This is a genomic window from Burkholderia sp. D-99 (genome assembly GCF_011605345.1).
In the GTDB taxonomy this organism is placed as follows: domain Bacteria; phylum Pseudomonadota; class Gammaproteobacteria; order Burkholderiales; family Burkholderiaceae; genus Burkholderia.
Genome location: NZ_JAAOXM010000001.1, coordinates 37,237 through 61,984 on the forward strand (window position 1 = coordinate 37,237; position 24,748 = coordinate 61,984).

General features: G+C 68.2%; 29 protein-coding genes. 15 read left to right on the top strand and 14 right to left on the bottom strand.

The features are described from left to right. The first annotated feature begins 227 nt into the window (after nucleotides 1-227). From HAV18_RS00190 to HAV18_RS00220, 7 genes are all read left to right on the top strand, one after another. Nucleotides 228-1,730 carry an APC family permease gene (locus tag HAV18_RS00190; protein WP_166950955.1) on the top strand — a complete coding sequence of 501 codons (1,503 nt, stop codon included), beginning with the start codon at nucleotides 228-230 and terminating at the stop codon, nucleotides 1,728-1,730. After that, nucleotides 1,727-2,314, top strand: coding sequence for a DUF3156 family protein (locus tag HAV18_RS00195; protein ID WP_166950959.1), 588 nt, complete (start codon nucleotides 1,727-1,729; stop codon nucleotides 2,312-2,314). The genes HAV18_RS00190 and HAV18_RS00195 overlap by 4 nt, the downstream gene beginning before the upstream one ends. A gap of 64 nt (nucleotides 2,315-2,378) precedes the next feature. Further along, on the top strand, nucleotides 2,379-3,317 hold the full coding sequence (locus HAV18_RS00200) for a helix-turn-helix domain-containing protein (RefSeq protein ID WP_166950962.1): 939 nt from the start codon (nucleotides 2,379-2,381) through the stop codon (nucleotides 3,315-3,317). Nucleotides 3,318-3,484: 167 nt separating this feature from the next. After that, on the top strand, nucleotides 3,485-4,693 hold the full coding sequence (locus HAV18_RS00205) for a porin (protein WP_166950966.1): 1,209 nt from the start codon (nucleotides 3,485-3,487) through the stop codon (nucleotides 4,691-4,693). Nucleotides 4,694-4,936: 243 nt separating this feature from the next. Continuing rightward, the gene (locus tag HAV18_RS00210; RefSeq protein WP_166950968.1) at nucleotides 4,937-6,175 is read left to right on the top strand and encodes an ABC transporter substrate-binding protein; all 1,239 of its coding nucleotides are present in this window, start codon (nucleotides 4,937-4,939) and stop codon (nucleotides 6,173-6,175) included. A gap of 34 nt (nucleotides 6,176-6,209) precedes the next feature. Then, nucleotides 6,210-7,079 carry a carbohydrate ABC transporter permease gene (locus HAV18_RS00215; protein WP_166950971.1) on the top strand — a complete coding sequence of 290 codons (870 nt, stop codon included), beginning with the start codon at nucleotides 6,210-6,212 and terminating at the stop codon, nucleotides 7,077-7,079. Further along, nucleotides 7,076-7,936 carry a carbohydrate ABC transporter permease gene (locus tag HAV18_RS00220; protein WP_166950974.1) on the top strand — a complete coding sequence of 287 codons (861 nt, stop codon included), beginning with the start codon at nucleotides 7,076-7,078 and terminating at the stop codon, nucleotides 7,934-7,936. Before HAV18_RS00215 ends, HAV18_RS00220 begins: the two co-directional genes overlap by 4 nt. Before the next feature lie 126 nt (nucleotides 7,937-8,062). Here the strand turns inward: HAV18_RS00220 and HAV18_RS00225 are convergent, their stop codons facing one another. After that, nucleotides 8,063-9,085, bottom strand: coding sequence for a LacI family DNA-binding transcriptional regulator (locus HAV18_RS00225; protein WP_166950976.1), 1,023 nt, complete (start codon nucleotides 9,083-9,085; stop codon nucleotides 8,063-8,065). A gap of 6 nt (nucleotides 9,086-9,091) precedes the next feature. On the opposite strand from HAV18_RS00225, the gene HAV18_RS00230 reads away from it, so the two are divergent. Further along, entirely contained in the window at nucleotides 9,092-10,012 is a 921-nt protein-coding gene (locus tag HAV18_RS00230) for a phosphatidylinositol-specific phospholipase C (RefSeq protein WP_166950979.1), read from the top strand. Here the strand turns inward: HAV18_RS00230 and HAV18_RS00235 are convergent. The 3 genes from HAV18_RS00235 to HAV18_RS00245 all read right to left on the bottom strand — a co-directional run bounded on the left by HAV18_RS00235 (nucleotide 10,009) and on the right by HAV18_RS00245 (nucleotide 12,047). Next, nucleotides 10,009-10,974 (bottom strand): alpha/beta fold hydrolase, encoded by a 966-nt coding sequence (locus tag HAV18_RS00235; RefSeq protein WP_166950981.1) that lies wholly within the window; start codon nucleotides 10,972-10,974, stop codon nucleotides 10,009-10,011. The two genes, HAV18_RS00230 and HAV18_RS00235, sit on opposite strands and share 4 nt — an antisense overlap. Nucleotides 10,975-11,057: 83 nt before the next feature. Further along, nucleotides 11,058-11,396 (bottom strand): hypothetical protein, encoded by a 339-nt coding sequence (locus HAV18_RS00240; RefSeq protein WP_166950984.1) that lies wholly within the window; start codon nucleotides 11,394-11,396, stop codon nucleotides 11,058-11,060. Between the two features lie 39 nt (nucleotides 11,397-11,435). Further along, nucleotides 11,436-12,047 (bottom strand): LysE family translocator, encoded by a 612-nt coding sequence (locus HAV18_RS00245; RefSeq protein ID WP_166950986.1) that lies wholly within the window; start codon nucleotides 12,045-12,047, stop codon nucleotides 11,436-11,438. 87 nt (nucleotides 12,048-12,134) lie between these two features. Between HAV18_RS00245 and HAV18_RS00250 the strand changes: the two genes are divergently transcribed. After that, a complete protein-coding gene (locus tag HAV18_RS00250; protein WP_166950989.1) occupies nucleotides 12,135-12,662 on the top strand; it encodes a GNAT family N-acetyltransferase in 528 nt (175 codons plus the stop codon). An 18-nt stretch (nucleotides 12,663-12,680) separates the two neighbouring features. On the opposite strand, the gene HAV18_RS00255 is transcribed toward HAV18_RS00250, so the two are convergent. From HAV18_RS00255 to HAV18_RS00275, 5 genes are all read right to left on the bottom strand, one after another. Then, nucleotides 12,681-13,742, bottom strand: a complete 1,062-nt coding sequence (locus HAV18_RS00255) for an alkene reductase (protein WP_166950993.1) — start codon at nucleotides 13,740-13,742, stop codon at nucleotides 12,681-12,683. An 81-nt stretch (nucleotides 13,743-13,823) separates the two neighbouring features. Further along, a complete protein-coding gene (locus tag HAV18_RS00260; protein ID WP_166950996.1) occupies nucleotides 13,824-14,132 on the bottom strand; it encodes a helix-turn-helix transcriptional regulator in 309 nt (102 codons plus the stop codon). A 187-nt stretch (nucleotides 14,133-14,319) separates the two neighbouring features. Continuing rightward, the gene (locus HAV18_RS00265; RefSeq protein ID WP_166951001.1) at nucleotides 14,320-14,643 is read right to left on the bottom strand and encodes a YdhR family protein; all 324 of its coding nucleotides are present in this window, start codon (nucleotides 14,641-14,643) and stop codon (nucleotides 14,320-14,322) included. A gap of 91 nt (nucleotides 14,644-14,734) precedes the next feature. After that, complete coding sequence (locus HAV18_RS00270) at nucleotides 14,735-15,154, bottom strand: tautomerase family protein (RefSeq protein ID WP_166951006.1); 420 nt, start codon at nucleotides 15,152-15,154, stop codon at nucleotides 14,735-14,737. Between the two features lie 38 nt (nucleotides 15,155-15,192). Continuing rightward, nucleotides 15,193-15,984: an SDR family oxidoreductase gene (locus HAV18_RS00275; protein ID WP_166951022.1), complete on the bottom strand. Its 792-nt coding sequence runs from the start codon at nucleotides 15,982-15,984 to the stop codon at nucleotides 15,193-15,195. 160 nt (nucleotides 15,985-16,144) lie between these two features. Between HAV18_RS00275 and HAV18_RS00280 the strand changes: the two genes are divergently transcribed. Then, entirely contained in the window at nucleotides 16,145-16,651 is a 507-nt protein-coding gene (locus tag HAV18_RS00280) for a helix-turn-helix domain-containing protein (protein WP_166951025.1), read from the top strand. A gap of 34 nt (nucleotides 16,652-16,685) precedes the next feature. Here HAV18_RS00280 and HAV18_RS00285 read toward each other — a convergent pair whose 3' ends face one another. After that, on the bottom strand, nucleotides 16,686-17,423 hold the full coding sequence (locus tag HAV18_RS00285) for a carboxymuconolactone decarboxylase family protein (protein ID WP_243771507.1): 738 nt from the start codon (nucleotides 17,421-17,423) through the stop codon (nucleotides 16,686-16,688). A gap of 55 nt (nucleotides 17,424-17,478) precedes the next feature. Between HAV18_RS00285 and HAV18_RS00290 the strand changes: the two genes are divergently transcribed. The 5 genes from HAV18_RS00290 to HAV18_RS00310 all read left to right on the top strand — a co-directional run bounded on the left by HAV18_RS00290 (nucleotide 17,479) and on the right by HAV18_RS00310 (nucleotide 21,383). Continuing rightward, nucleotides 17,479-17,790: a winged helix-turn-helix transcriptional regulator gene (locus HAV18_RS00290; RefSeq protein ID WP_243771508.1), complete on the top strand. Its 312-nt coding sequence runs from the start codon at nucleotides 17,479-17,481 to the stop codon at nucleotides 17,788-17,790. Between the two features lie 81 nt (nucleotides 17,791-17,871). Then, nucleotides 17,872-18,552, top strand: a complete 681-nt coding sequence (locus HAV18_RS00295) for an HAD family hydrolase (protein ID WP_166951035.1) — start codon at nucleotides 17,872-17,874, stop codon at nucleotides 18,550-18,552. A 99-nt stretch (nucleotides 18,553-18,651) separates the two neighbouring features. Further along, nucleotides 18,652-19,476: an AraC family transcriptional regulator gene (locus tag HAV18_RS00300; RefSeq protein ID WP_166951038.1), complete on the top strand. Its 825-nt coding sequence runs from the start codon at nucleotides 18,652-18,654 to the stop codon at nucleotides 19,474-19,476. A gap of 39 nt (nucleotides 19,477-19,515) precedes the next feature. Continuing rightward, nucleotides 19,516-20,097, top strand: coding sequence for a Dabb family protein (locus HAV18_RS00305; RefSeq protein WP_166951043.1), 582 nt, complete (start codon nucleotides 19,516-19,518; stop codon nucleotides 20,095-20,097). Between the two features lie 116 nt (nucleotides 20,098-20,213). Further along, nucleotides 20,214-21,383: an alpha/beta fold hydrolase gene (locus tag HAV18_RS00310; RefSeq protein ID WP_166951048.1), complete on the top strand. Its 1,170-nt coding sequence runs from the start codon at nucleotides 20,214-20,216 to the stop codon at nucleotides 21,381-21,383. 95 nt (nucleotides 21,384-21,478) lie between these two features. On the opposite strand, the gene HAV18_RS00315 is transcribed toward HAV18_RS00310, so the two are convergent. The 4 genes from HAV18_RS00315 to HAV18_RS00330 form a co-directional block, all read right to left on the bottom strand. Next, nucleotides 21,479-22,618, bottom strand: coding sequence for a patatin-like phospholipase family protein (locus HAV18_RS00315; protein ID WP_166951053.1), 1,140 nt, complete (start codon nucleotides 22,616-22,618; stop codon nucleotides 21,479-21,481). A 208-nt stretch (nucleotides 22,619-22,826) separates the two neighbouring features. Continuing rightward, entirely contained in the window at nucleotides 22,827-23,288 is a 462-nt protein-coding gene (locus HAV18_RS00320) for a cupin domain-containing protein (protein ID WP_166951057.1), read from the bottom strand. A gap of 92 nt (nucleotides 23,289-23,380) precedes the next feature. After that, nucleotides 23,381-23,713 carry a cupredoxin family copper-binding protein gene (locus HAV18_RS00325; RefSeq protein ID WP_166951061.1) on the bottom strand — a complete coding sequence of 111 codons (333 nt, stop codon included), beginning with the start codon at nucleotides 23,711-23,713 and terminating at the stop codon, nucleotides 23,381-23,383. 25 nt (nucleotides 23,714-23,738) lie between these two features. Continuing rightward, a complete protein-coding gene (locus HAV18_RS00330) occupies nucleotides 23,739-24,683 on the bottom strand; it encodes a metallophosphoesterase (RefSeq protein ID WP_166951066.1) in 945 nt (314 codons plus the stop codon). Nucleotides 24,684-24,748: the final 65 nt, after the last annotated feature.

Here is a 24,748-nt window from a genome sequence, read left to right on the forward strand (position 1 = left end):
CGCGTGACGGCATACCGGCGGCGCGCAGCGCGGCTGCCGCCGGTTTGCCGATTTGCGCTATGACCGGATTATTTTGCCTGCGTATTTTTTCGACATCGGATCAAGGTGTGATCGACAGGGGGCCCGGGAATCGAAGCGCTGAAGCGCCGCCCCGGGCCGACCGCAAAGCATGGGGCCTCAATAGCTGCCGGAGCGCAGGTTCGGGCCCACTCAGGAAGGAGACGAAGATGTCGGGATGGTCAGGAATTACCGGCGCCGCAGGCGACACGCCCGCCGGCACGCCGGATGAAGCGGGTGGCGGCACGGCCCTGAAGGCGGGGGCGGTCGGCTTTCCGACCGCGCTGGCGAGCGCCGTCGGCCTCATCATGGCAAGCCCGGTGATCCTCACCGCGACGTCGGGCTTCGGGATGGGCGGTTGGGCGTTCGCGGTCGCGATGATCATCGCGTTCGTGATGATGCAGGCGCAGGCGACCACCTTCTCCGAAGCCGCCGCGATGCTGCCCACCGCCGGCTCGGTTTACGATTACCTGTCGTGCGGGCTGGGCCGCTTCTGGGCAATCACCGGCACGATCTCCGCGTATTTCCTCGTGCACGTGTTCGCCGGCACGGCGGAAACGATCCTGAGCGGCATCATGGCGCTCGTCAATTTCGAATCGCTGAACGCGGCATTCGAGAAGCACAACAGCTCGTGGCTCGTCGGCGTCGGCCTCGTCGTCACGTTCGCGATCACCAACATCATCGGCATCAAGGTATTCAGCAAGCTCGAGATCGTGCTGACGGCCGGCATGTGGCTGTCGCTGATGATCTTCGGGATCCTCGGGCTCGCGGCCGCACCGGCTGTCCACCTCGACGGATGGTTCGGCGGCTCGGAAGTCGGCACGTCGGTGCCGGCCGTGCTCTCGCTGGTCGGGATGGCGATGTTCATGTTCGTCGGCTGCGAGTTCGTCACGCCGCTCGCGCCGGAGATGAAGTCGCCGGGCCGCACGATCCCGCGCGCGATGGCGCTGGGCCTCGTCGGCGTCGCGATCTGCATGTTCCTGTACGGCGCGGCGATCCGCCGCCAGGTCGCGAACGTGCCCGTGAGCCCCGACGGCCTCACGCACCTGCTCGACACGCCGGGCGCGATTCCCGCGTTCGCGCTGCAGGTGCTTGGGCCCTTCGGTCGCATCTGGTTCGGCATCGCGTTCCTGTGCGCGGGCGCCGCGACGATCAACACGCTGATGGCCGGGCTGCCGCGCATCCTGTACGGGATGGCGATCGACGGTGCGCTGCCGCGCTGCTTCGCGTACCTGCATCCGCGCTTCAAGACGCCGGTGGTCGGCATCGTCGCGGCGGCGATCGTGCCGATCTTCCACGCGTGGCTGATCAACGGCAATCTCGACAGCATCCTGCACCTCGTGCTCGCGGCGACCTGCGCGTGGGGCACCGCGTACCTGCTCGTCACCGCGTCGGTCGTGATGCTGCGGATTCGCCGCCCGGACCTGCCGCGCCCGTACCGTTCGCCGCTGTTCCCGCTGCCGCAGATCGTGTCGAGCGTCGGCATCGTGCTCGCGATCTGGTACATCACGCCGCCGGGCATGAACGCGCGCGACATCTACGTGCCGTTCGGCGCGATGCTCGGGCTCACCGCGCTGTACGCGCTGTTCTGGACGCTCGTCGTGCAGCGCCGGCATCCGTTCAAGCCGGTGCCGGTCGAGGAAGTGCTGCGCAACGAGCACGTCGCATCGTGAAGGCCGCGCTTGCCCGCTGGCGCGCGGCGCCCGCTGCGCCGCCGCCCGGCCATCGGCCCGGCGCGATCGCCGCGCGTGTGCTGGCCGATCTGGGCGCCGCACGTGATGTCGACGGGGGCGGCAGCCTGACGGCCAGGCTGCCGAATGGCATGCGCGTGAGCGTCGACGAGCGTGTCGACCGCCAGTTCCTGATGCACACGGTCAGCGTGAAGGTGGCGGCAGCCGCGTGCGGACCGGCCGCGCAGGGCAGCGCGCGGGTGACGCAGACCGGCTGGCTGCGCCGCACGGGCATCGACGCGGTAGCCGAGCCGGGATGCGACCCCGGATTCGCCGATACGGTGGCCGCGCTGGTCGCCGAGCCGTCGCTGGCCGACGCGCTGCGGCCGCTGCACCTGACCGACGCGACGATCGATGCGCGCGATGGCCGCTGGACGCTCACGATCGTGCCGTTCGGCGGCAGCGAGGTCGTGAACCGGATGCCGTCGTTCCGCCGCTACGTCCGCCTGACGGGTGAGCAGGCTGCCGCACTGTCGGCGGCTTGTCTTGCGTTCGAAACCGCACTACGCAGGATTTTGCACGGGTAAGCTGTGGCGTTGCGCGCCGGGGGGAATCCGGCGGCCGCGTTTAGGGGTTTCACCGGAGATGCCGATGCTGTTCCAGTCACGCTCACACGAAGACGTGCACGATCACGGGCTCGCGATCGCGGGCTGGCATCAGGTCTACCGCCAGATGACGCCGGGCCGCTTCAAGGGCACCGTCACGCAGGTGCTGTACGACGATTTTCACTTCTTCCGCGAGACGACCAACCGGCGCGTCGCGCAAACGGGGCTCGCGCCGGCCGGGCGCACGTCGCTCGCGGTGCCGCTGTCGGTGCCGCTCGCGGGCACGTTCCAGGGCCAGCCCGTCGACGGCTATGCGCTGCTCGCGCTGCGCGCCGGCGAGGATTTCGAATTCCACACGCCGGAAGGGATGGGGCTCGTCGGGATCAGCGCGGCGTCCGACATGGTCGACGACCTGTGCGAAGCCGAATTCGGCGCATCCGGCGCGCGCAAGCTGCGCCACGTGACGCGCCTGTCCGACGCGCAGGGCGTCGCGCTCGGCCTGCGGCTGTCGGCGCTGATCGACGATGCGCAGCGCAATCCGGGCCACCTCGAATATGCGGCCACCCGCAAGATGTTTCGCGACGCGATGCTCGGCATGTTCCTCGATGCGCTCGAGCAGGGTATCGGCGTCGAACGCCGCGACATCACGCACGCCACTTACAGCGACATCGTGAGCCGCTGCGAGAAGCATCTGCGCGACCGCCCCGAGGAACCCGTCACCGTGCTCGAACTGTGCCGCGCGCTGCGTTGCAGCCGCCGCACGCTGCAAACGAGTTTTCAACGCGTGGCCGACGTCACGCCGGTCGGCTATCTGCGCACGATCCGGCTGAACGCGGTGCGCCGCATGCTGCGCACGACATCCGTGCAGCAGCTCGGCGTCGGCGAGGCTGCCGCGAGCTGGGGTTTTACGCATCTCGGCTATTTCGCGCGCGAGTATCGCGACCTGTTCGGCGAGCTGCCTTCCCAGACGACGCGTCCCGACTGACGCACGCGCACCGCGACGGCGCCGTCGGGCAACGTCGCGGGCAATGCGTGCCACTGTTTGCCGATTTGCGATAGAGGTCCTGAATTTTCGCTGGATAGAGTCCTGTCACCCATATCGATAACCCAATCGATTTGCACTGCGAATCGATGACAACAGAGGGGCGGGACATGAAGATCGGACGACGACTGGCCGCGGCCGCGGCCACGCTGGGATGCATGCACGCACACGCGCAGACTTCGGGCAGCGTGACGCTGTACGGCACCGTGGATACCGGCATCATCTACTCGACGAACCAGCAGTTCACGCGCGCCGACGGCAGTACGGGCGGCGGCCATGCGTGGCAGATGGGCGGCGGCAACCTCGTGCCGTCGCGCTTCGGCTTCCAGGGTGCCGAGCCGCTTGGCGGCGGGCTCAACGCGGTGTTCACGCTCGAGCAGCAGTTCCTGTCGGCGAACGGGCAGGCGCTGCAGGGCGGCACGGCCTTCAGCCGGCAGGCGTGGGTCGGGCTGCGCCAGGACGGGATCGGCACGCTCGGCCTCGGCCGCCAATACGACTCGTACACGGACATGCTCGGCGCGTACGTGTCGAGCAACAACTGGGCGACACCGTACGGTTCGCACCTCGGCGACGTCGACAACCTGAACGCCGCATTCAACTTCAACAACGCAGTGAAGTTCACCAGCGCCGATTTCAACGGCCTCACGTTCGGCGGCACGTTCAGCTTCGGCGGGCAGGCCGGCGACTTTTCAGCGAAGCGCGGCTACGCGGTGGCCGCGACGTATACGCGCGCGCCGGTCGCGTTCTCGGTCGGCTACCTCGATTTGCACCAGCCGCTCGATGCGGCGCTCGGCGGCGCAAACGGCTATATCGGCGATTTCGCATGCAGCAACCCGGGCGCGATGTACTGCCTGCTGCAGGACGCCGGCTCGATGCGCGCGTTTGGTGCGGGCGGGTCGGTCACGTTCGGCGATGCGACGATCGCGCTCACCTATACGCATACGCGCCTCGGCGACAGCCGTTACTTCTCGACCACGGTGCAGCCGCGCACACAGGCGTTCACGTTCGACATCGGCGAGCTGAACGCCACGTACATGTTCACGCCCGCGCTGCAGGGCGGCGTCGCGTATATCTTCAACGCAGCGCATACCGACGGACGCGGCACGACGCGGTTCCACCAGGTGAACGTCGGCACGAACTACAGCCTGTCGAAGCGCACGGCGCTGTATGCGGTTGCGATCGGCCAGATCGCGAGCGGGACGGGGCTCGGCACCGACGCGAGCGGCAACGCGGTGAACTACGCGCAGATTCCGGTGCTCGCGAACAGCAACTCGAGCCGGCAGCTGGCCGTGATGGCCGGGATCCGCGTGAACTTCTGACCCGGCCGGGGAGGTCCGGCCGGGGAGGTCTGGCTCGGGAGGTCCAGCCGGGGAGGCCGGGCCTGGGCAGCCAGGCGGGCGGGGCGGCCAGGTACGGCGGCAGCCTCTCTCGCCGGGTGCCATAAATTCTTAACGATCGGCGTGAACAATGGCGTTCGCATCAGGCGGCCCGAAGCGCCGCCCGCGTTGCACACGTGTGCAACGCCTGGCCGTCCCGCCACCACGCCGAACGAGAGAGACCTCATGACCCTGCTGAGCCGCCTGCGCGCGCTGTCCGCCGCCCTTGCGTTGTCCTTCGCCGCCACGCACGCCGGTGCCGCTGATCTCGTCATCGCAGGCCGCGACGACATCTACGGCAAGGGGCTGGCCGACGCCGTCGCCGGCTTCAACAAGCTGCACCCGGGCACCGAGATCGAGTTGCTCAAGCTACCGAACGCGAATCTGTACCAGAAGCTCAAGCTGTCGATGCGTGAAGGCACCGGCGCGTACGACCTCGTGATGATGGACGACACGTGGGCCCCCGAATTCATCGGCAACGGCTGGCTGAAGCCGCTGCCCGCGTCGCTTGCCGACGCCGATCTCGTGCCGTCCACCGTCGCGCTCGGCCGCAACGCGGCCGGTGCGCTGTACGCGCTGCCGATCGTCGGCAACGTCGAGATGTTCGCGTACCGCAAGGACCTGCTCGCGAAATACAAGCTGCAGCCGCCGCGCAACTGGGACGACGTGTTGAAGATCGCGCAGACCGTCGGCGGCGCGGACAAGAGCGTATCGGGCGTCGTGTTCCGCGGCACCAAGGGCAACCCGGTCGTGACGGGCTTCCTGCCGATCCTGTGGGCGTACGGCGGCGACGTGTTCGACCACGCCGGCAACGTGACGATCGATTCGCGCGAGGCGCAGGCCGCGCTGAAGACCTTCCTCGCGCTGAAGGCATCCGCGCCGAAGGACGTCGACGTGTACGGCGCGGCGGAAGTGCGCGACGCCCTGCAGCGCGGCACGGCCGCGCAGTCGATCGAAGTGTGGCCGGCGTGGGTGCCGGCGCTCGACGATCCGAAGCAGTCGCGCGTGGTCGGGCAGATCGCGCTGCAGGCGCCGCCCGGGCAGACCGCGGGCCCGGCGCCGATGCTCGGCATCTGGCAGATGGGCATTCCGAAGGACGCGCCGCATGCGAAGGTCGCGCAGGACTTCCTGGCCTACCTGACCAACCGCGACACGCAGACGCGCCTCGCCGGCATCGGCATTCCGCCGACCCGCCGCAGCGTGTTCAACGATCCGGCGCTGGTGCGCCAGTACCGCTGGTATCCGGATCAACTGAAGGCGCTCGAGGCCGGCCGTGCGCGGCCGCGCGTGAAGGACTGGCAGCAGGTCGAGAGCATTCTCGGCGACCAGCTGCAACTCGCGTTGACCGGGCAGGCTGCGCCCGACGCCGCGCTGCGCCAGGCGCAGCAGAAGATCGCGCAGGCGACGGCCGCGGCCGGCAAGTGACGGCCCGCCTCGACCCATCGCCGGGGCACAGCGCATGAAAGCCTTCGGCCGCAGCCTGCCGTTCGTCGCGCTGCTCGGGCCCGCGCTGCTGGTGCTCGCCGCGCTCGCGCTGTATCCGGTCGCGCAGGTGCTGATCGATTCGTTCTGCCAGGTCGACTACTCGGCCGGGCGCCGCGCGTTCGCGGGGCTCGCGAACTATCGCGCGGTGCTCGGCGACGACGCGTTCACGGCCGGCTTCGGCAACACGCTGCGCTTCACGATCGTCGCGTCGCTCGCCGAAGTCGCGCTGGGCTTCGGCCTCGCGCTGCTGTTCGTGCGCGCGTTTCCGGGGCGGCGCATCGCGCTGCCGCTCGCGATCCTGCCGATGATGCTGTCCACGCTCGTGTGCTCGGCGATCTGGCGCAACTGGCTCAACTTCGACGGCTTCCTGAACGCGCTGCTCGCGGCGTTCGGCGTCGAAGGCGTGCGCTGGCTGTCAGACCCGCATCTCGCGCTCTGGTCGCTCGCGCTCGTCGACGTGTGGCAGTGGACGCCGATGGCGTTCCTGATCGTGCTGGCCGGGTTGCAGTCGATCCCGCAGGAACTGTACGAGGCCGCGCGCACCGACGGCGCGAGCGAGTGGCAGTGCCTGCGCGACATCACGCTGCCGCTCGCGGCGCCGCAGATCGGCCTCGCGCTGCTGCTGCGCTCGATCGACACGTTCAAGCTGTTCGACAAGGTCTATGCGCTGACGGGCGGCGGCCCCGGCAACGCGACGCAGACACTGTCGACCTATATCTACGACACGGGCTTCCGCTTCTTCAACGTCGGGCCGGCGAGCGCCGCGTCGGTGCTGATGCTCGCGGCGTCCGCGGTGCTGGTTTCGGGGTACGTATGGCAGACGGTTCGCAAGCGGCGCGCATGACGGCGCATCCCGCAGGCATCACGGGCGCGCGAACGGGCGCCGCATTCGGTCGCGCGATGCCGTGGGTGTTGCGCATCGTCGCGCTCGCCCTGTTGCTGCTGCCATGCCTGTGGATGGCCGGCGCGGCCTTCATGCCGACGCTCGAACGCCTCGATCATCCGATGCGGATCTGGCCGGCCGCGCCGACCTTCGAGCATTTCGCATCGGTATGGTCCAACGGCATCGGCGCGCCGCTCTTCAATTCGCTGCTGGTCGGCTTCGGCACGACGCTGCTCGCGCTGGCACTCGCGTTTCCGGCCGCGTACGCGCTCGTGCGGTTGCGGTTTCCGGCGCGGCTCGACCTGCTGTTCCTGGTGCTCGTGCTCGCGTTGAAGCTGATGCCGCCGATCACGATCGCGGTGCCGCTGTTCGCGCTCGCGAAGCGGCTGCACCTGCTCGATTCGACGCTCGGCCTGATGCTCGCGTACCAGATCTATGCGCTGCCGATGGCGATCTGGATGCTGCTCGCGTTCGTGCGCGAAGTGCCGATCGAGTACGAAGAGGCGGCCTGCATCGACGGTGCGGGGCTCGCGCGACGGCTCGTGCAGATCGTGCTGCCGCTGTGCGCGCCGGGCCTGATCGCGACCGCGATCTTCGTGTTCATCGCCGCGTGGAACGAATTCCTGATCGCGCTGCTGTTCGTATCGACGCCGAGCCGCTTCACGCTGCCGCTCGCGATTGCCGGCTACGTGACGGAAAACGGCATCGACTGGGGCGACCTGATGAGCGCGGGGCTGTTGGCGTCGCTGCCCACGCTGGCCGTGGCCGGCTATGTGCAGCGCTACCTGTTGCGCGGGTTCGCGGGCGGGCTGAAGTGACGCGGGCAGCACGCAGGCTGAACGGACCTGGCGGCCATGCGCATCGAATGGGCGTGCTGTTCGCGGAAACGACGCGACATGGGTGTGACTCGCATCGCGCATCCGGACGCCACGCGCCGCGACTGATCATGCGCAGCTATGCCGCACCACCTGCGTGACCGGCACGACGCGCGTGCGCGACGGGCCGTCGAACGCCTGCATCCGCTCGGCGAGCAGGTCGACTGCCGCGTGCGCGAGGCCGCGCGTGTCCTGCCGGAGCGTCGTCAGTCGATACGCGTCGTATTCGGCGGCCGGGATGTCGTCGAAGCCGATCACGCGCACGTCGTCCGGCACGCGCAACCCGAATTCGCTGCGCGCGACATCGATCACGCCGAGCGCGAGCAGGTCCGACGAGCAGAACACGCCGTCGGGCCGCTTGCCGTTCGCGAACAGTTGCCGCGCCGCTTCGATCCCGCTCGCATGAGTGTCGGACGGCGTGTCGAGCACGCAGGCGAGGGTTGCATCGAACGCGTCGCCGCGCCCGATCGCATGCTCGAACGCGGCGGCGCGCGACTGTGCGCTGTAGCTCGCGCTGCGCGGCCCGACAAACGCAAGCCGACGCGCGCCGGCCCGCACGAGCCGCTGCGCCGCATGCACGGCGCCCGCCGCGTTGTCGCTGACGACGATGTCGGCGCCCGGCAGGTTCGCCTCGCGGTTGATCATCACGACCGGGATCCGGTGTTCGAGATACTGCTGCGCGACCGACAGCGGCGGCGACGCGGACGTCATCACGAGGCCCGCGATCCGGTAGCTGAGCAACTGTTCGAGCGATTGACGGACCTGGCGCGGGTCTTCCGCATTGGTCACGAGCGGCGTGAGCGCGCGCTGCCCGAGCGCGGCCATCAGGTCCGACAGCAGCCTCGCGCGAAACGGATTCTCGAACCCGGCCGTCACGACGCCGATCATGCTGCTGCGCTGCGTGATCATGTCGCGGGCGATCAGGTTGACCTGGTAGCCGAGCGCGCGCGCGGCGACCATCACGCGCTCACGCGTTTGCGGTGCGATGCTTGCTGTCGGCGAGAACGCGCGTGACACCGCGGAGCGCGATACGCCGGCGCGCGCCGCGACATCCGACGCCGTTACCCACGGTTTTCTTTCCTTGTCATTCATCGATTCATGATCCCTTCGAGCCACGATACGTGCATGCCGCTCGCCGACTGGATGTCGGCGCTCGACGATGTGCGGCTGCTGCATACGCTGACCCTACCGGGCAGCCATGACACCTGTGCGTATACCGTCGACGATCGGCTGGTGCGCACCCAGCGTGCGCCGCTCGATACGCAGCTCGCGCATGGCGTGCGGCTGCTCGACATCCGCTGCCGGCACGTGCGCGATGCGTTCGACATCCATCATGGCGGCATCGCGCTCGGCATGACGTTCGACGACGTGCTGGCCGATTGCACGCGCTTTCTCGATGCGCATCCACGCGAATGCATCGTGATGTCGGTGAAGGACGAATGGCCGGCGCATGCGTGTACGCGCAGTTTCGACGCGACGTTCGACGCGCATCGTGCGCGGCATCCGCGGCTGCGCTGGCATGCGGGCGGCACGCTGCCCGCGCTCGGCGACGTGCGCGGCGCGATCGTGCTGCTGCGGCGCTTTCGCAGCAGCCGGCCGCTCGGCATCGACCTGACCGCGTGGCCCGACAACGCGACGTTCACGATCGATCATCCCGACGGCGCGTTCGTGATCCAGGACGAATACCGCGTGCCGGTGGCCGCGTCGATCGGCTGGAAGTGGCGTGCGATCGACGCGCTGCTGACGGACCTGCCGTCGCCGGACAGCGGCCGCTGGGCGATCAATTTCTGCAGCGGAACGGGGATGGGCGCGAATCCGTCGGTCGTTGCTCACGGCGACGGCAAGGTGCAGGGCATTCATGCGCGGCTGGTCGAACGATTGCGCGAGCAGCGCGGCCCGTGTGGCGCGATGCTGCTCGACTTCTGCGATGACGATGACTGGGCGCTCGTGCGCGCGCTGATCGCGTGCAACGACCATGCGCCTGCGCCGGGTGTCTGGCGCAAGACGTTTCGCTGTTAGTGAAGGTTCGCCGTGAAGAACGCGAGTGCGCCGGCGTCGAGCGTCTGGTGAAAGGCAACGCGATCGAATTCGCCGGTGTCGACGCACACGCGCGGCGATATTTTTTTCAATGCGTCGGAACACGGCGCGACGAACGCGAAATGCGCGGCATGCTGAACGACGTGGAATTCCGGCCGCTGCGGCAACAGGCCGGCCAGTGCGGGGAGGGTGGCCGGCTCGACGCCGTCGCCGCCTTCCTCCGATGCCCAGAGCTGGATCGGCGCGTGGACATTCTTTACCGTGTCGGCGCTCGGAAATTCGTCGAGCGGATCGGCCAGCACGTAGGCCTTGATTCGCGGGTCGTGGGTCAGCGGTGGCAGGACAAGGTCGCGGTCGCGAATCTGCCGGCAGATGAGCCAGGTCGGGTCCGTGCACGCGACCGGCGCATGCACGTAATCGGGATTGCCGCCGGCCAGCACCAGCCCGGTGTACCCGCCGCGCGAGAAACCGAAGAAGCCGATCCGTGCGGGATCGATTCGAGCGGCGTCGGATGCATTGCCCAGCATGTAGTCGACCAGGCGCTTGATGTCGATGGGGCGTTCGACGAACTCTTGAATGTCGGCCGCGTGGCTCATGTCGGAGAACGTGTCGCCCGGATGATTGATCGCCGCGACCACGAAGCCCGCGTCGGCGAGCGTTTCCGGAAGATCGTGGTGGTCGAGGAACGTGCCGCCGTGGCCGTGCGAGATCACGACGAGCGGCAGCTTGTCGCCGACGGTCGGGCAGTCGCGTTGCCCTTTCAATTCGTAAGGGCCGATCGTGAGCGTCTGAGGAGCGTCCGCGCAGGGCGTCCACACGACTGCCTTCAGCTCGGGGCCGCCGGCATCGGCCGGAATCCGGACGAGCTTGACGCCGGCCGCGTGCGCGACCGTGGCGGACAGGCAGAGGAGGACAGCCGATACAGTCGATAGCCAGGTCTTCACGGTGAAACCCTCCGGAGCAACGATCGGACTACGGTTGCGGGGTGCCGGTCGCGCGCCGGCATGCGATAGCACGGACACGACGATCAGCGCGCGTCGCCGATCGTGATGCAGAAATGGAGCCGGTCAGTCGTTTCGGGGTACTCGTCATGCCACGCCTGTGCGTCGGACACCATCGTGCGGTGGCAGAACGCGGCGGCTTCTTCGAGCGGCAAGTCTTCAAGACTTACGGTGCCCTGCGGCGCACTGCCGTGTCCGACCCGTCCGTCGGCAGTCAGCACCCAGCCTTCCCACCCGTAGATCGGAATGCGATGACGCACGCAATGATCGATGCATTCGAGCGCGGCGTCGAGCGGAAGCACGATCTCGCGACGGGAAATCGATTGTGCGGCGAGTGCGGCAGGAATGTTCCCGAGTTGCGACATGACAGGTGGCAGGCGGTGGTGTGGCGCGCGACCGGCGGGCTAGCGCGTCGCAATCGCCACCGCCGCACCGGCCATCGCAGTTGCGCTCGTGCGGTTGGCGATCCGCTTGGCGCGCGCCGACGTCAGGAACGCGCGTGCGCGTGATGCGAGCAGCGACCAGGCGCAGTCGGTGGCGATCAGGATCGCGAGCATCGTACCTACCAGCTCGGCCCAGGCCGTCACGCCGACATGCGTGAGGTCGACGATGGTCGGCAGCAGCGCAAGATAGAACACCATGATCTTCGGATTGCCGAGCGTCACCAGCATGCCGGCGACGAACATGCGCCACGGCGACTGGCCGCGCGGCAGGTCGTCCGCACGCGTGTCGGTCGGCGCGGTCCACATCTTCCACGCGAGGAACAGCAGGTACGCGACGCCGAGCAGCTTCAGCACGATCAGGCCCGCCGCGAACGTGCGCGTGAACGCGGACAGCCCGGCGACCGCGACCGTGAGCCACAGCGCTTCGCCGAGCCACATGGCCGCGAGGAACGGCAGCACGTCTCGCACGCCGTTCGTCAGCACGCGCGAGACGAGCGCGGCGACGCTCGGGCCGGGCGTGCCGGAGGTAACGAGCAGGGCGAAGGCGAAGACGGCGAGTGCGGACAACGTCATGACGGACCTCGTGGGTGGCGCGTTCGAAACGTATGAAGTTTCGATTATAGTGACGGCCGTTCCAGACTGCCTGCCTGAATTGTCGTCATGACTGCATCGATCCTGATCCGTCCCGCCACGCGGGAAGACGCGGCCGCGATGGCCGCCGTGGAAGTTGCCGCCGCGCAGCGGTTTCGCGCAATCGGCATGACCCACATCGCCGAAGCGGAGCCGACCGATACCACCGCCGTGCTCGTGCGCATCGACGGTGGCCGTGCGTATGTGGCAGTGGATACGCAAGGGGTGTGCGTCGGGTTCGCGTTCTACCGGCTGCTGGATGCGCGGCGGCTCTACCTGGAAGAACTCGATGTCGCGCCGTCACATGCCGGACAGCGGATCGGCGCGCGCCTGATCGAACAGGTGACCGCGTGCGCCGCGCAGGCAGGCATCGCAGAGGTCGTGCTGTCGACGTTTCGCGATGCGCCGTGGAATGCGCCGTACTACGCGCGCCTGGGTTTCGGCATCGTCGACGACGCCACGCTCGACGACACGCTGCGTGCGATCCGCGCGCACCACGTCGCGCTCGGCCTCGATGAAACGCAGCGCGTGTTCATGCGCGCGGACGTGCGCAACTGAACACGCGCTGCCCGGCCGTCAGGCCGCGTCGCTCAGCGCCGGGTAGTCGGTATAACCCGTTTCGCCTTCCGCGTAGAACGTCTCCGGCACCGGCTTGTTGAGCGGTGCGCCGAGCTCGAGGCGGCGCGGCAGGTCGGGGTTCGCGATGAACAGCTTGCCCCATGCGATCGCGTCGGCGTTGCCGCTCGCGAGCGCGGCTTGTGCCGAGTCGAGCGTGAACTGCTCGTTCGCGATCAGCGGGCCGCCGAACGCTTCCTTCAGGCGCGGACTCAGGTGGTCGCCCGAATACGACTCGCGCGTGAAAATGAACGCGATCTTGCGCCGGCCGAGTTCGCGCGCGACATAGCCGAACGTTGCCGCCGGATCGGAATCGCCCATCGTGTGCGCGTCGCCGCGAGGTGCGAGGTGCACGCCGACGCGGCCGGCGCCCCACACGTCGATCGCCGCGTCGACCACTTCGAGCAGCAGGCGTGCGCGGTTCTCGATCGGGCCGCCGTACGCGTCGGTGCGGCGATTGGTGCTGTCCTGCAGGAACTGGTCGAGCAGGTAGCCGTTCGCGCCATGGATCTCGACGCCGTCGAAGCCGGCGGCCTTCGCATTCTCGGCACCCTTGCGGTACGCGGCGACGATGCCGGGGATTTCGTCGAGTTCGAGTGCGCGCGGCGTCACGTACGGGCGCTGCGGACGCACGAGGCTCACGTGGCCGCCTGCGGCGATCGCGCTCGGCGCGACCGGCAGGTCGCCGTTCAGGAACACCGGGTCGGAGATCCGGCCGACGTGCCAGAGTTGCAGCACGATGCGCCCGCCGGCCGCGTGCACGGCCTGCGTCACCTGTTTCCAGCCTTCGACCTGTTCGTCGGACCAGATGCCGGGCGTGTCGGCATAACCGACGCCCTGCGGCGTGACCGACGTCGCTTCGGTAATGATCAGGCCGGCCGATGCGCGCTCGCGGTAATAGCGCGCCATCAGTGCGTTCGGCACGCGCGCCGCGCCCGCACGGGAGCGGGTGAGCGGCGCCATCACGATGCGGTTCGGCAGGTTCAGGTCGCCGAGGGTAACGGGATCGAACAGTGTGGGCATGGCAGATAACCTCTTCACGAAAGGCGGGAACCCCGTCGCGTCATGTGCGGCGGCGGCCCGCATGGCCGGTTTGGCCGTTGGCTAGAGTTCGCGGCGCAGGGCGTCGTGAAATGCGTCGATGACGGCCTCGTTGCGCCGGAAGAACGCCCACTGGCCGATCCGCGTCGACGTCACGAGCCCCGCGCGTTGCAGCGTCGCGAGGTGCGCGGAGACGGTCGATTGCGACAGCCCGCAGCGCGCGTCGATCTGGCCCGCGCAGACGCCGTGTTCGTACGGCAGCGTCTGGTTCGGGAAATGCACGTCCGGCGTTTTCAGCCAGGCGAGGATTTCCCGGCGCACGGGGTTCGAGAGCGCTTTCAGGATCGCTTCGATGTCGAGTTCGGTCGGCATGGACGGGTTTGGCGTTTCGGTCGGGCAACGAGGTATCGTCGATGGGCGAATCTTATATCGTAACTTGACGATATGTTTGAAAGCATTGCCGGCAATAGGGTTGATAGCGAAACGCGATCGAGGGGACATAGCGGGGCAAACGCAGGGGATGCGGGGCGGAACCGCCCCGCATCGCGCCATCCGGCACTCAGTCGGACACGCCGAGGATCTTGTACCGTCCCTGCGTCGCATCGACGTGCGCGAGCGTATCGAGCACGCGTATCACGGGCGGAAAGCCGTACACCCGCTCGACCATCGCCTTGTATTCGTCGCCGTGCCAGCGCGCGGCGGCTTCGCGCGTGCGCCACACGTACACGCCGCCGCCTTCGTGCGTTGCCGGATCGTAGAAGTACCACTTGTGCAGCAGGTCCGGGTTCAGAGCCCACTTCACGGCAGTCTCTTCATAGCGGTTACGCAGCGTAGGCATGTCGACGTCGGGCTTGAGCTTGAAGAAGACGATTTCGGTGATCATGGCAGTGCCTCTCTTCGCGATTCGTGGGGATACGGCGAGGATGCCTCCGGAGCGCGACGTCGGGCGACGCGCCCCCGGATGGCCGGGCCGATCAGTACGGTGACGGACGGTTCTCCGTGCGCCACTTGAGATCGGCCGGCGTGCCCGGCCGCGGCGGGCGCAGCCCCTCGATCGTCCACAGCCCGAACGGCGTTTCGCCGATGTGGATTTCCCAGCGCAAGCCGCGCTCGCCGATGAACGGCGCCAGCCGCTGGCCCACGTGATGCATGAACCGCGCCTGTTCGCCGGGATCGTCGATCTGCCGCGCGATGTGGTCGACCCGGATGCGCACGAAGTCGTCGGTCGGCTTGCCGCCGATCAGGAACGACGCGGGCGGCAACGGCTGGAACAGCACGTTCACGTAGAAGCGCGGCAGAAACCCGTCGTAGAAGCCGACGATGCGCTCGGCGATCTCCAGCTTGTCGGCGTCGGTATAGGTGTGTTCGGGATGGTAGATGTTCCAGAGCGGCATGTGTGTTCCCCGGTTCGTGAGAGAGAGCAGGCGTCGCGTCAGATTGCGCTGTAACGCGCGGCGGGCTGGCCGTCCCGCGTGACGGCGTGCAGGAGGTTGCCGCGTGCACCGTCGAACTGCTGCCATGCGCCGAGATCGTGGAGCGTCGGAAAGCACACGAATTCCTCGTGATCCAGTGCGTGCAGTGCGGTGTCGACGAGCGTTTCCGGCGTCATGAACAGCGAATCCGGGAACGGCGCGCTTGCGTTGCCGAAAAACTCCGTGCGCACCGGCCCCGGCATCACGGCTTGCACCGCGACGCCGCGCGGCGCAAGCTCGGCGTGCAGCGAACGCGTGAAATTGAGCACATACGCTTTCGAGCCGCTGTATCCACCCGCGCCGGGCACGGGCATCAGCGTGACGATCGACCCGATGTTCACGATCATGCCGCGTCCGGCTGCGCCGCAGCGGCGCGCGGCTGCGAGCGAGAGCCGGGTCAGCGCGAGCACGTTGACCCGGATCATTGCGTCGACGGCGGCCGGGTCGACCGAAGCCGACAGGCCCAGCGCGCCGAGGCCGGCGGCATTGACGATGCCGGTGATTCCGACGGTGCCGTCGATCAGCGCCTCGATTCGCGCGACGCCGTCGGGGCTCGACAGGTCTGCGACGACGGCTCGCGCATCGCAGCCGTATGCGGACTGGAGCCGGTCGGCGAGTGCGGCGAGTCGCTCGCGCCGGCGCGCAACCAGGATCAGGTCGTATCCGCGAGCGGCGAGACGATCCGCGTAGACGGCACCGATACCCGACGACGCACCGGTCACGACGATCACGCCTCGATCTTCCTGCTTCATGTTCGAACCTCCAAAGGGGTGGGCTGACAAGGTTTCTTGTAACTCTTATTATTAGAGTAAGTGGCGCGCGATACGCCGTCAAGCGTTGCCGGATGCGATACGATTACCGCCGCGCGCACCGCCATGTGCTGCGCATCGAAGTCAGGAAAGGTGATTCGCGATGAAATCCAAAAGTTTTGACGGCATGACCTGCTCGATCGCCAGCGTGCTCGACGCGCTTGGCGATCGATGGAGCACGCTGATCGTGCGCGATCTGGCGCTGGGGCTGGCGCGTTACGACGATCTGCGCCAGTCGACGGGCGTGACCCATGCGACGCTGTCGGACCGGCTGAAGGCGCTCGAAGGCAGCGGGCTGATCGAGCGCCGGCTGTATCAGTCGCGCCCCGACCGGTACGAATACCATCTGACGCCGCGTGGCCGCGACATCGGCATCGTGCTGATGGCGCTCGCGCAGGTCGGCGATGCGTGGGGGCAGGCAGAGTCGAAGGCGCCGCCGCTCCGTTTCACGGAGGCGCGCTCGGGGCATGCGGTGCGGCTGGCGGTGGTCGACGCCGAGACGGGCAGCCCGATCGGCCTGCCGGATCTGCGCGTGGAGGCAGGGCCCGGCGCGGACGAGATCATGCACTGGCGGCTCGAGAAGACGCACGCGCGGCGCGGCGAATCGTGATGGGCGAATCGCCGCCGCGCGGCCGGTTCGCGGCTCATGCCGGAAATCGCGCGGCGCCCGCTTCCGGCGGCAGGCGCAGCCCGTTCGTGAGGTAGCTGACGGTCCGGTAGAAGCCCGCGAGCATCAGCAGCTCGAGCAGCGCCTCATCGCTGAAATGCGGGCGCAGCGCCTGCCACAGGTCGTCGTCGATGTCGCAGTGCCGATGCAGCGTGTCGCACAGCCGGATCAGCAACCGGTCCTCGTCGCTCCAGCATGCGTCGTCGGCCGAGCCGCGGGCCAGCGAGCGAATCTGTGCGGCGGTCAACTCCGCGGCCGGCGAAAACACGGACACATGCACGCCCCATTCGTATTCGGAGCGGCAAAGCGCGGTGGTGCGGTCGATCACGATTTCGCGTTGCCGGATGGTGAGGTGGCCTTTGTCCAGCAGGCCGCCGGCGAAGAACTTCGTGAACAGGCGCGCGTCGCGCGCCAGCGTGGTGAAGAGGCGCAACGGCGGGCGGCCCCGCATGATCCGGTCGATCGACGCGGCGATGTCGGGGGCGAACGGCGGCACTGCGCATGCGATACGCTGAGTCATGTGAACTCCTTCGTGCTCGTGGCGGGTGCGCGTGAACGCTCGCGTTCGCCGATGGCTGAGTCGGTAGCGTAGGTTGGGTGCTTTAAAAAGTAAAGCATGGGGGGAGGAAAAACGTCGACATTGCGGTGTGGCTTGGGCCTGACATCGCATCGATTCGTTGACGCCGCGTGATGTTTGCTTTAGAAAGTACAGCATGACCACACCAAAAATCGGACAACGTGTTCGCGGATCGAAGACAGGGCGGCCCATCATGGTCGTGCTGGATCTGCTCGGGCGGCGCACCACGCTGCGCATCCTGTGGGAGCTGCGCGGCGAGCCGCTCACCTTCCGCGCGTTGCAGGAAGCCTGCGAGACGAACGCGCGCTTGCTCAACACCCGGCTGGCCGAACTCAAGGCGTCGGGCCTCGTCGAGCATGGCGAAGGCGGCTACTGCATGACCGCCGAAGGCCGGCGGCTCGAGGCGGCACTGCAGCCGTTGCTGGGGTGGGCGAAACAATGGGCGAAGCGCGACCCGGTGGGGTTCGACGCGGCCGATCGCGAGCAATCCGGTCAGGAACGCTGATCGATCGATACGCGGGTGCGTATCGCAACGTCATACCGGTTCGCCCGTCACGCGCGAGCCGATTTTTTGCGGAGTCATTTCATGTCTGTTCGGGCCGTCATCTTCGATTTCGATCTGACGCTGGCGGATTCGTCCGCCGCGATCATCGCGTGCACGACGTACGCGTTGAATCAGCTGGGTGCTGCCGGCGCAACGCCGGCGCAGATCGGTGCCGTGATCGGGCTGCCGCTGCACGAGATGTTCCGCTCGCTGACCGGTGAAACCGAACCGGCGCGTGCCGACGCGTTCGCGCGTCACTTCGTGGCGCGTGCCGACGAGATCATGGTGCACGGCACGCGCATCTATCCCGAGGTTCCGCCGCTGCTCGCGAGTCTGCGCGAGCAGGGTCTCGCGGTCGCGATCGTTTCGTCGAAGTTTCGTTACCGGATCGAGGCGATTCTTGCGCTGAACGAATTGCAATCGCTCGTCGACGTGCTGATCGGCGGGGAAGACGTGCAGCGTCACAAGCCCGATCCCGAAGGGCTCGTGCTGGCGCTGGCGCGGCTCGGCTTGCCGGCCCGGTCGGCAATCTACGTGGGCGACCACGCGGTGGACGCGCAGGCGGCCGAGCGCGCCGGCGTGGCGTTCGTCGGCGTGGTGAGCGGGATGACGTCGTTCGACGGATGGGCACGCGCGGGCAAGCAGGCGGTGGCCACGCATATCGGCGAGCTGGACGCGATCGTGCAACGGATGCAGCGCGGTCCGTCCGAAGCATCGGGCTGACGCGCCCCCGGGCGGTGCCGGCGCCGGAGCGCCGCGCGCATCGTTGCCGGCCATTGCTCACTCGGGATATCCATCATGCCGCGCACCGCAAGATTCGACATGCGTATCGATCATCGTCTTCCCGCCGCGCCGCTACGGGCATTTATCGATCGCTACTGGAGCTGGGACGGCGCCGGCCTCCCGTCACCGGCATTGTTGCCCGTGATGCCGGGGCCCGGCGGCATGGAGGTCTTCTTTCATTTCCACGTGCCGTTCGAGCGGAGATCTGTCGACGGCGAATGCATGCAGGCATTGCCGCTTGCGCATGTCACCTGCGTGCGGGGTGAGCCGGTCCGGCTTGCCGCGCCGGTGTGGCCCGGGTTCATCGCCGTGCGTGTGCGCGCCGGTGCCATTCCCAGGCTGACCGGCCTGCCCGCGACCGACCTGGCCGATTCCGTCGTATCCGCCGATTCAGTGTGGGGGCCGGCGGCTGCCACACTGGCCGAGCGCATCGCGCTGAGCACCGGCACCGCTGAGCGCGTGGCCCTGCTGGACGATTTCTTTCTCGCGCAGTTGCGCAGGCCGTCGCGCGGCTGCCGCATCGACGAAGCGGTTGCGTGGCTGCTGCGAGGCGACCCGGCCCGGATCGCCGATGTCGCGGCCACGACCGGCCTGTGCCGCCGCCAGCTTGCGTATCGCTTCCGCGCGGCAACGGGCTCGTCGCCTGTTCGCTTCAGGCGGCTCGCGCGGCTGCAACGCGCGCTGCGTGCGATCGTGCTGGCGTCGCCGGATCGTTCGCTCACGGATCTGCTCGATCCCGGCTATACCGACCAGGCGCATCAGACGCACGAATTCCGCGCGCTGACCGGTTTCAGTCCCGGCGAGGTGCGGCGCGCGGCGCTCGCCGGTCATGCGCATTTCTACAATGCCGCGTGGCCGCGCTAGCGAATACTGGGCGCCCATCCATTCCATACGGGAGTTGCCATGAGCGCCAGCCACACACTTGCCGAAGTCGACCGTAAACCAGCCGCCGAGACGCTCAGGGACGCGCTCCGTCAGGTCGGCGCCCGCGCGTTTACGGCCTCCGACTACCGGGTCGGCACGGTTCGCCATCTCGTGCTGCTCCGCTTCGCCGAGCGCGTCCCCGTCGCGCTGCGGCGTGAGGCCGTCGCGGCGTTCCTGACCCTGCGCGACACGTGCGTGCGCGACGGCAGGCCGTACATCCGTTCGATCGAACACGGCCTGCAGAGCAGCGGGGAAGGCGCGGACCGCGGCTTCGAGCATGCGTTCCTGATGAGCTTCGATTCCGAGGGCGATCGCAATTACTACATCGGCGAGCCGATCGTCGACGATCCGCTCTACTACGACCTTCAACACCATGCGTTCAAGGCGGATATCGGCCCGCTGCTGGATCCGCAACGCGTGCTGGTGTTCGACTACCCGGTCGCCGACGCGCCCGTCGACGCCGTGATCGACGGGGAAGGTGCCCACCGTCGTCAGCCGGATCGGCAAGGGCTCGAGCCGGCACCGGCGCGGCCGGGCCTGCCGGGCGCCGCGGCGGCCTAGCGTGGCGCGTGGCGCGGCGCCGGCCGACGGAACCGCTTTCCGCAACAGTCAGGCGGCGCGCGACGGATTCTGCGACCATCGCCGTTAAAGTCATACCCGCCACTCGATCCGTCGCCATGTCACTCATTTCAGTCGCCTTCGCCAACCTCCGGTTCCCGCGCGTGCTGCCGGCTGCCCGAACGCTGTCATGTGCGGTTTCGCTCGCGGCCGCCGGTGCCGTACTCGGCGTGCCCGGCAGCGCGCTTCCGGCTGAAGCCGCCACGCTCATGCAGCGCGAACGCCTCGAGGCGCCGGTCAAGGCCGTCGCCGGCCAGCGCGTGGCCGTCGATACGCCGCAGGGCAGTGCGCTGCTGCCCGTCTACGCCGATCGTCCGCTCGACCAGGCGGCGCCCGATGTCACGCGGGTTTTCGTCGTGATTCACGGCACGCTCCGCAATGCCGACGCGTACTACGCGTCGGGGCGCGAGGTCGTCGAGAAGGCCGGTGCGGCCGGCAAGGGCACGATGGTCGTCGCGCCGCAGTTCCTGACGCGCGCCGATACGCGCGCGTTCTCGTTGCCCGCGCCGACGCTCGCGTGGACGCAGGAAGGCTGGAAAGGCGGCGAACCGGCCCGCCAGCCGGGCCCGGTCAGCTCGTTTGCCGCGCTCGACGCGTTGCTCGCGCATTTCGCCGACCGCAGCCTGTACCCGTCGCTGTCGACGGTGGTCGTGATCGGCCATTCCGCCGGCGCGCAGTTGTTGCAGCGTTATGCGGTAGCCGGGCGCGAAGGCGATGCGCTCGCGAACGCCGGCATCGCCGTGCGCTATGTGGTCGCGAACCCGTCGAGCTACCTGTATTTCGACGACGAACGGCCGGATGCCACGGCGATCGCGGGCGGCACCTGCCCGAGTGCGACGGAATGGAAATACGGGTTGAAGTCGGCGCCGCCTTACGTCGCGTCGCAGGACGTGCACGAACTCGAAACGCGCTACGTCGCGCGCCATGTCGTCTATCTGCTCGGCCAGGCCGACACGAACCCTTACACGCACTTCATCGACCGTTCGTGCGCGGCCATGGCGCAAGGCCCGTACCGGCTCGCGCGCGGGCTCGCGTATTTCGACTACCTGAAGAAGCGGCATCCGGACGATCTCGCGCAGCAGGTCGTCGAAGTGCCGGGCGTCGGGCACGACAATCTCGGCATGTTCACGTCCGCCTGCGGGCTCGCCGTGCTGTTCGGCCAGACGCTGCCGCAATCGTGTCCGGTCGTCGCCGGCACCGCGCCGGGCATGCGCGCGGCGTCGCAGTGAGCCGTTGAGCGAGATCCGCCGCGACGACGATCGATCGGAGGCCGATCGCGCGTGATCTCGCCGAGGCTGTCGGCGCGCGATCGCGGCGCCGTGTGTCAGGCCGTTTCTGCCGCGCCTGGCGGTGCGCTTGCGTCGAATACCGTCAGGCCTTCCGTCGGGTCCGTCGGCGTGTCCCACGGACGTGCCGCGATAGCCCGTTGCGCGGCCTCGTAGCCGGCCTGCCGGCGGGCCGCGATGCCGGCCGGCGTGAAGTCGATGTCCTTCAACTGATTGTCGCCGGCGAGGCGCGGCGCCGCGAGCTTGATCAGGTGCATCGTCGTTTCGCATCCCCACGCGGCGAGCCGGCGCACGGCCGGCGACGCGCGTTCGGCTTCCGGCACGTGGCGGGCCAGTTCGCGGATCACGTGGCGCAGCCGGTGGATCTGCTGCTGGCGCGCGATGTGGCTGTCGGTGCGGCTCGCATACTGGATGTCCTTCTGCCGCTCCGACACCTGCCAGATGCTCTCGGGCTCGGGGCCGGCCGGGTTCCACATCTGGACGGAAAAGATGATCGAGCTGCGGCGCGGGTTGTCGTCGAGCACGACCTCGACCGGTGTGTTCGAATACACGCCGCCATCCCAGTACGGTTCGCCGTCGATCCGTATCGCCGGAAACGCGGGCGGCAGCGCGCCCGAGCTCATGATGTGCTCGATCCCGAGCCGCGTGTCGCGTGAATCGAAATAGCGCATCGTGCCCGTGCATGCATTGACCGCGCTGACGGTCAGGCGCGGGTGGCCCGCGTTCAGCAGGTCGGGATCGATCAGCGACGCAAGCGTGTCGCGCAGCGGCGCAATCCGGTAATACGACGCGCGATCGACGCCGAGGCGCGCCATCGGCCCGAGCCACGATGCCGGATTGGGCTGGAAGAACCCCGCGATGCCGCCGCCGATGATCATCAGCTCGGCCAGCGTCCGGTCCCAACCGGGCAGCAACGGCGCGGCGTCGAAACGGGTTCGTTCGGTCACGCGGCGCCAGAACGCCGACAGCTTGTCGTAGCGCTGCTCCGGCGGGTTTCCGGCGATCAGCGCCGCGTTGATCGCGCCGATCGACGTGCCGACCACCCAGTCGGGCCGGATCCCGGCTTCGTCCATCGCCTGAAAGACGCCGAGCTGGAACGCGCCCAGTGCGCCGCCGCCCTGGAGCACGAGCACGACTTGCCCGGGGAGGTTCATGCGTGCCGGTTCGCTCGCGGTCATGGCTCGCCTCGCTGCGTGTGAAGGTGGGTCGGAACCGAATGGTTCGATTCAGTTTAGGCGATTGGGGGCGGGGGGCGCCCGCCGCGCAATGGCGATTCGCGCCTGCTTGGCCGATCGCTTCCGACCCTTCGGCGCGGTTGTCAGCGTCGCGAAGCCGGTGTCCGGCCGCTCGCGCCGTCGTTCGCGGCGCATCCGCGAGCGACCGGCGTCACGCGTCCGGGTAAGGCGTGCCGTCCTTGTGCAGGAACCGGCCATCGCGGCTCGGGCTCATCATGTCGATGTCGGGGCAGGTGATCACGTCGTCCGGCGAGCGCGAGCCGACTTCGAGATAGACGGCGAGCGCCTCCGACCGGTTGACCAGGTGATGGCCGTTGCCGGAGCCTTTCGGGAACGCCGCGCAGTCGCCCGCGCGCAGCACGGTTTCGCCGCCGTCCTCGATCATCACGAGTTCGCCTTCGAGCACATAGACGAATTCGTCCTCGTCGGAATGCCAGTGGCGCTGCGCCGACCAGCCGCCCGGCGGCACGCGCATCAGGTTGACGCCGAAATCGCGCAGCCCGCCGGCGTCGCCGACGCGCTGGCGGATGCGCTGCGCGCACTGCGCGTCGAACGGCCGCGGATAGCCGCTGCCGTGGCGTTCGGGCACGGCGCTGAGGTCGATCCTGGGCATGGGCGGCTCCGTCGGCCACGCGGGCGAATGGGATGGGGGCATTGTAGGCGGTGCCGCCCGCCATGCGTCCGCGCGTGTCGTGGTGCGCCGCGTCATTCGACCGTGATGGTTTCCTTCATGTACGGGTGAATCCCGCAGAACACCTTGTAGACGCCCGGCTTGTCGAACCGGAACGAGTACGTATCGCCCTGGTCGAGCGCCGACGAGTGAAAGATGCCGGCGTCGTTGACGACGGTGTGCGGCTCCCCGTCGAGGTTCTTCCACGTGACCGTCGTGCCGGCCTTGACCGTGGTCGACATCGGCGAAAACATGAAATTGTGGATCGTCACGAGCGGGCCGTCCGGGCCCTGCGCGAACGCGGCGAGCGGGGCGGTGGCGCACAGGATCAGCGCCGCGACGAGGCTGGATTGCTTGAAGCGGTTCATGTCGGTCTCCTTGCGGATCGGTGCGTCAGGCCAGCGTCGCATCGTGCAGCGACGACGCGACCGGATGGCCCGCGAATTCGACGGTCGTCACGCCGAGCATCGACGGCAGCCGGTCGCGCGGCACGGTCAGCGGCACGGGGCCCGGGCCGTTGCCGGCGGTGGGCTGCGGGAACGCGGTGGAGCGCGCGGTGTGGAACGTCACATTGCCCTCGACCTTCGACACGATCTGGTGGATGTGCCCGTTCAGCACGGTGACCGAGCCGAAGCGGCGCAGCAGCGCCATCGTCTGCGGTGCGTCGCCGGTGCCCCAGCCCCAGGGTTCGTAGATGGTCCACATCGGCATGTGCGAGAACACGACGATCGGCGTGCTCGACGAGCGGCCCTTGAGATCCTGCGCGAGCCACGCGAGCTGGTCGTCGCCGAAGCTGCCGAGCCCGTTCGGCTTGAAGTGCATCACGTTGACGAGGCCGATGAAATGCACGCCCGCGTGATCGAAGCTGTAATACCCGCGGTTGTCCGACGCCTTGCCGAACCGGCCGAAATATTCGGCTCCCGAACCGTCGGTGACGTCGTGCTCGCCGGGCACCGTATGCAGTTCCGGCACGCGCAGCGCGGACAGCAGCTGCGACGCGTGGTCGAATTCCTCGGGCTTGGACAGGTGCGTGATGTCGCCCGTATGGATGGCCAGCGCGGGCATCGCCGGCATGCCGTTGACGAGGTCGATCGTTTGCCGCAGCGTGGCCGATACGTCGGGGTTCGCGTCCTTGTTGAAGCCGATGTGCGTGTCGCTGATCTGCACGAACAGCGGGCGGCCCGCGTTGGCCGGGAGCGCGTCGCCGGCCTGCGCGAGCGCAAGGTCGAACGGCGTCAGGATGCCGCCCGACAGCGTAAACAGCGTGCCGAGACCGCCGAAGGCCATGCACTGCAGGGCCTTGCGGCGCGACGGGCGGGTGGGGTTCGATGAAGACATGGGAGCCTCGCATTCGTGTGACGAAACCGGACGGCCGGATCGTCCTGGAATAAACCGGCGCATTC

What these genes read in the sequence shown, in the direction of transcription:
- HAV18_RS00220 (WP_166950974.1), top strand. Translation starts at nt 7,076, where the DNA reads ATGACGGCGCATCCCGCAGGCATCACGGGCGCGCGAACGGGCGCCGCA.
- HAV18_RS00295 (WP_166951035.1), top strand. Translation starts at nt 17,872, where the DNA reads ATGTCTGTTCGGGCCGTCATCTTCGATTTCGATCTGACGCTGGCGGAT.
- HAV18_RS00320 (WP_166951057.1), bottom strand. Translation starts at nt 23,288, where the DNA reads ATGCCCAGGATCGACCTCAGCGCCGTGCCCGAACGCCACGGCAGCGGC.
- HAV18_RS00300 (WP_166951038.1), top strand. Translation starts at nt 18,652, where the DNA reads ATGCGTATCGATCATCGTCTTCCCGCCGCGCCGCTACGGGCATTTATC.
- HAV18_RS00265 (WP_166951001.1), bottom strand. Translation starts at nt 14,643, where the DNA reads ATGATCACCGAAATCGTCTTCTTCAAGCTCAAGCCCGACGTCGACATG.
- HAV18_RS00255 (WP_166950993.1), bottom strand. Translation starts at nt 13,742, where the DNA reads ATGCCCACACTGTTCGATCCCGTTACCCTCGGCGACCTGAACCTGCCG.
- HAV18_RS00315 (WP_166951053.1), bottom strand. Translation starts at nt 22,618, where the DNA reads ATGACCGCGAGCGAACCGGCACGCATGAACCTCCCCGGGCAAGTCGTG.
- HAV18_RS00275 (WP_166951022.1), bottom strand. Translation starts at nt 15,984, where the DNA reads ATGAAGCAGGAAGATCGAGGCGTGATCGTCGTGACCGGTGCGTCGTCG.
- HAV18_RS00190 (WP_166950955.1), top strand. Translation starts at nt 228, where the DNA reads ATGTCGGGATGGTCAGGAATTACCGGCGCCGCAGGCGACACGCCCGCC.
- HAV18_RS00230 (WP_166950979.1), top strand. Translation starts at nt 9,092, where the DNA reads ATGATCCCTTCGAGCCACGATACGTGCATGCCGCTCGCCGACTGGATG.
- HAV18_RS00250 (WP_166950989.1), top strand. Translation starts at nt 12,135, where the DNA reads ATGACTGCATCGATCCTGATCCGTCCCGCCACGCGGGAAGACGCGGCC.
- HAV18_RS00325 (WP_166951061.1), bottom strand. Translation starts at nt 23,713, where the DNA reads ATGAACCGCTTCAAGCAATCCAGCCTCGTCGCGGCGCTGATCCTGTGC.
- HAV18_RS00245 (WP_166950986.1), bottom strand. Translation starts at nt 12,047, where the DNA reads ATGACGTTGTCCGCACTCGCCGTCTTCGCCTTCGCCCTGCTCGTTACC.
- HAV18_RS00305 (WP_166951043.1), top strand. Translation starts at nt 19,516, where the DNA reads ATGAGCGCCAGCCACACACTTGCCGAAGTCGACCGTAAACCAGCCGCC.
- HAV18_RS00260 (WP_166950996.1), bottom strand. Translation starts at nt 14,132, where the DNA reads ATGCCGACCGAACTCGACATCGAAGCGATCCTGAAAGCGCTCTCGAAC.
- HAV18_RS00285 (WP_243771507.1), bottom strand. Translation starts at nt 17,423, where the DNA reads ATGCTGTACTTTCTAAAGCAAACATCACGCGGCGTCAACGAATCGATG.
- HAV18_RS00280 (WP_166951025.1), top strand. Translation starts at nt 16,145, where the DNA reads ATGAAATCCAAAAGTTTTGACGGCATGACCTGCTCGATCGCCAGCGTG.
- HAV18_RS00215 (WP_166950971.1), top strand. Translation starts at nt 6,210, where the DNA reads ATGAAAGCCTTCGGCCGCAGCCTGCCGTTCGTCGCGCTGCTCGGGCCC.
- HAV18_RS00310 (WP_166951048.1), top strand. Translation starts at nt 20,214, where the DNA reads ATGTCACTCATTTCAGTCGCCTTCGCCAACCTCCGGTTCCCGCGCGTG.
- HAV18_RS00270 (WP_166951006.1), bottom strand. Translation starts at nt 15,154, where the DNA reads ATGCCGCTCTGGAACATCTACCATCCCGAACACACCTATACCGACGCC.
- HAV18_RS00210 (WP_166950968.1), top strand. Translation starts at nt 4,937, where the DNA reads ATGACCCTGCTGAGCCGCCTGCGCGCGCTGTCCGCCGCCCTTGCGTTG.
- HAV18_RS00330 (WP_166951066.1), bottom strand. Translation starts at nt 24,683, where the DNA reads ATGTCTTCATCGAACCCCACCCGCCCGTCGCGCCGCAAGGCCCTGCAG.
- HAV18_RS00240 (WP_166950984.1), bottom strand. Translation starts at nt 11,396, where the DNA reads ATGTCGCAACTCGGGAACATTCCTGCCGCACTCGCCGCACAATCGATT.
- HAV18_RS00205 (WP_166950966.1), top strand. Translation starts at nt 3,485, where the DNA reads ATGAAGATCGGACGACGACTGGCCGCGGCCGCGGCCACGCTGGGATGC.
- HAV18_RS00200 (WP_166950962.1), top strand. Translation starts at nt 2,379, where the DNA reads ATGCTGTTCCAGTCACGCTCACACGAAGACGTGCACGATCACGGGCTC.
- HAV18_RS00225 (WP_166950976.1), bottom strand. Translation starts at nt 9,085, where the DNA reads ATGAATGACAAGGAAAGAAAACCGTGGGTAACGGCGTCGGATGTCGCG.
- HAV18_RS00290 (WP_243771508.1), top strand. Translation starts at nt 17,479, where the DNA reads ATGGTCGTGCTGGATCTGCTCGGGCGGCGCACCACGCTGCGCATCCTG.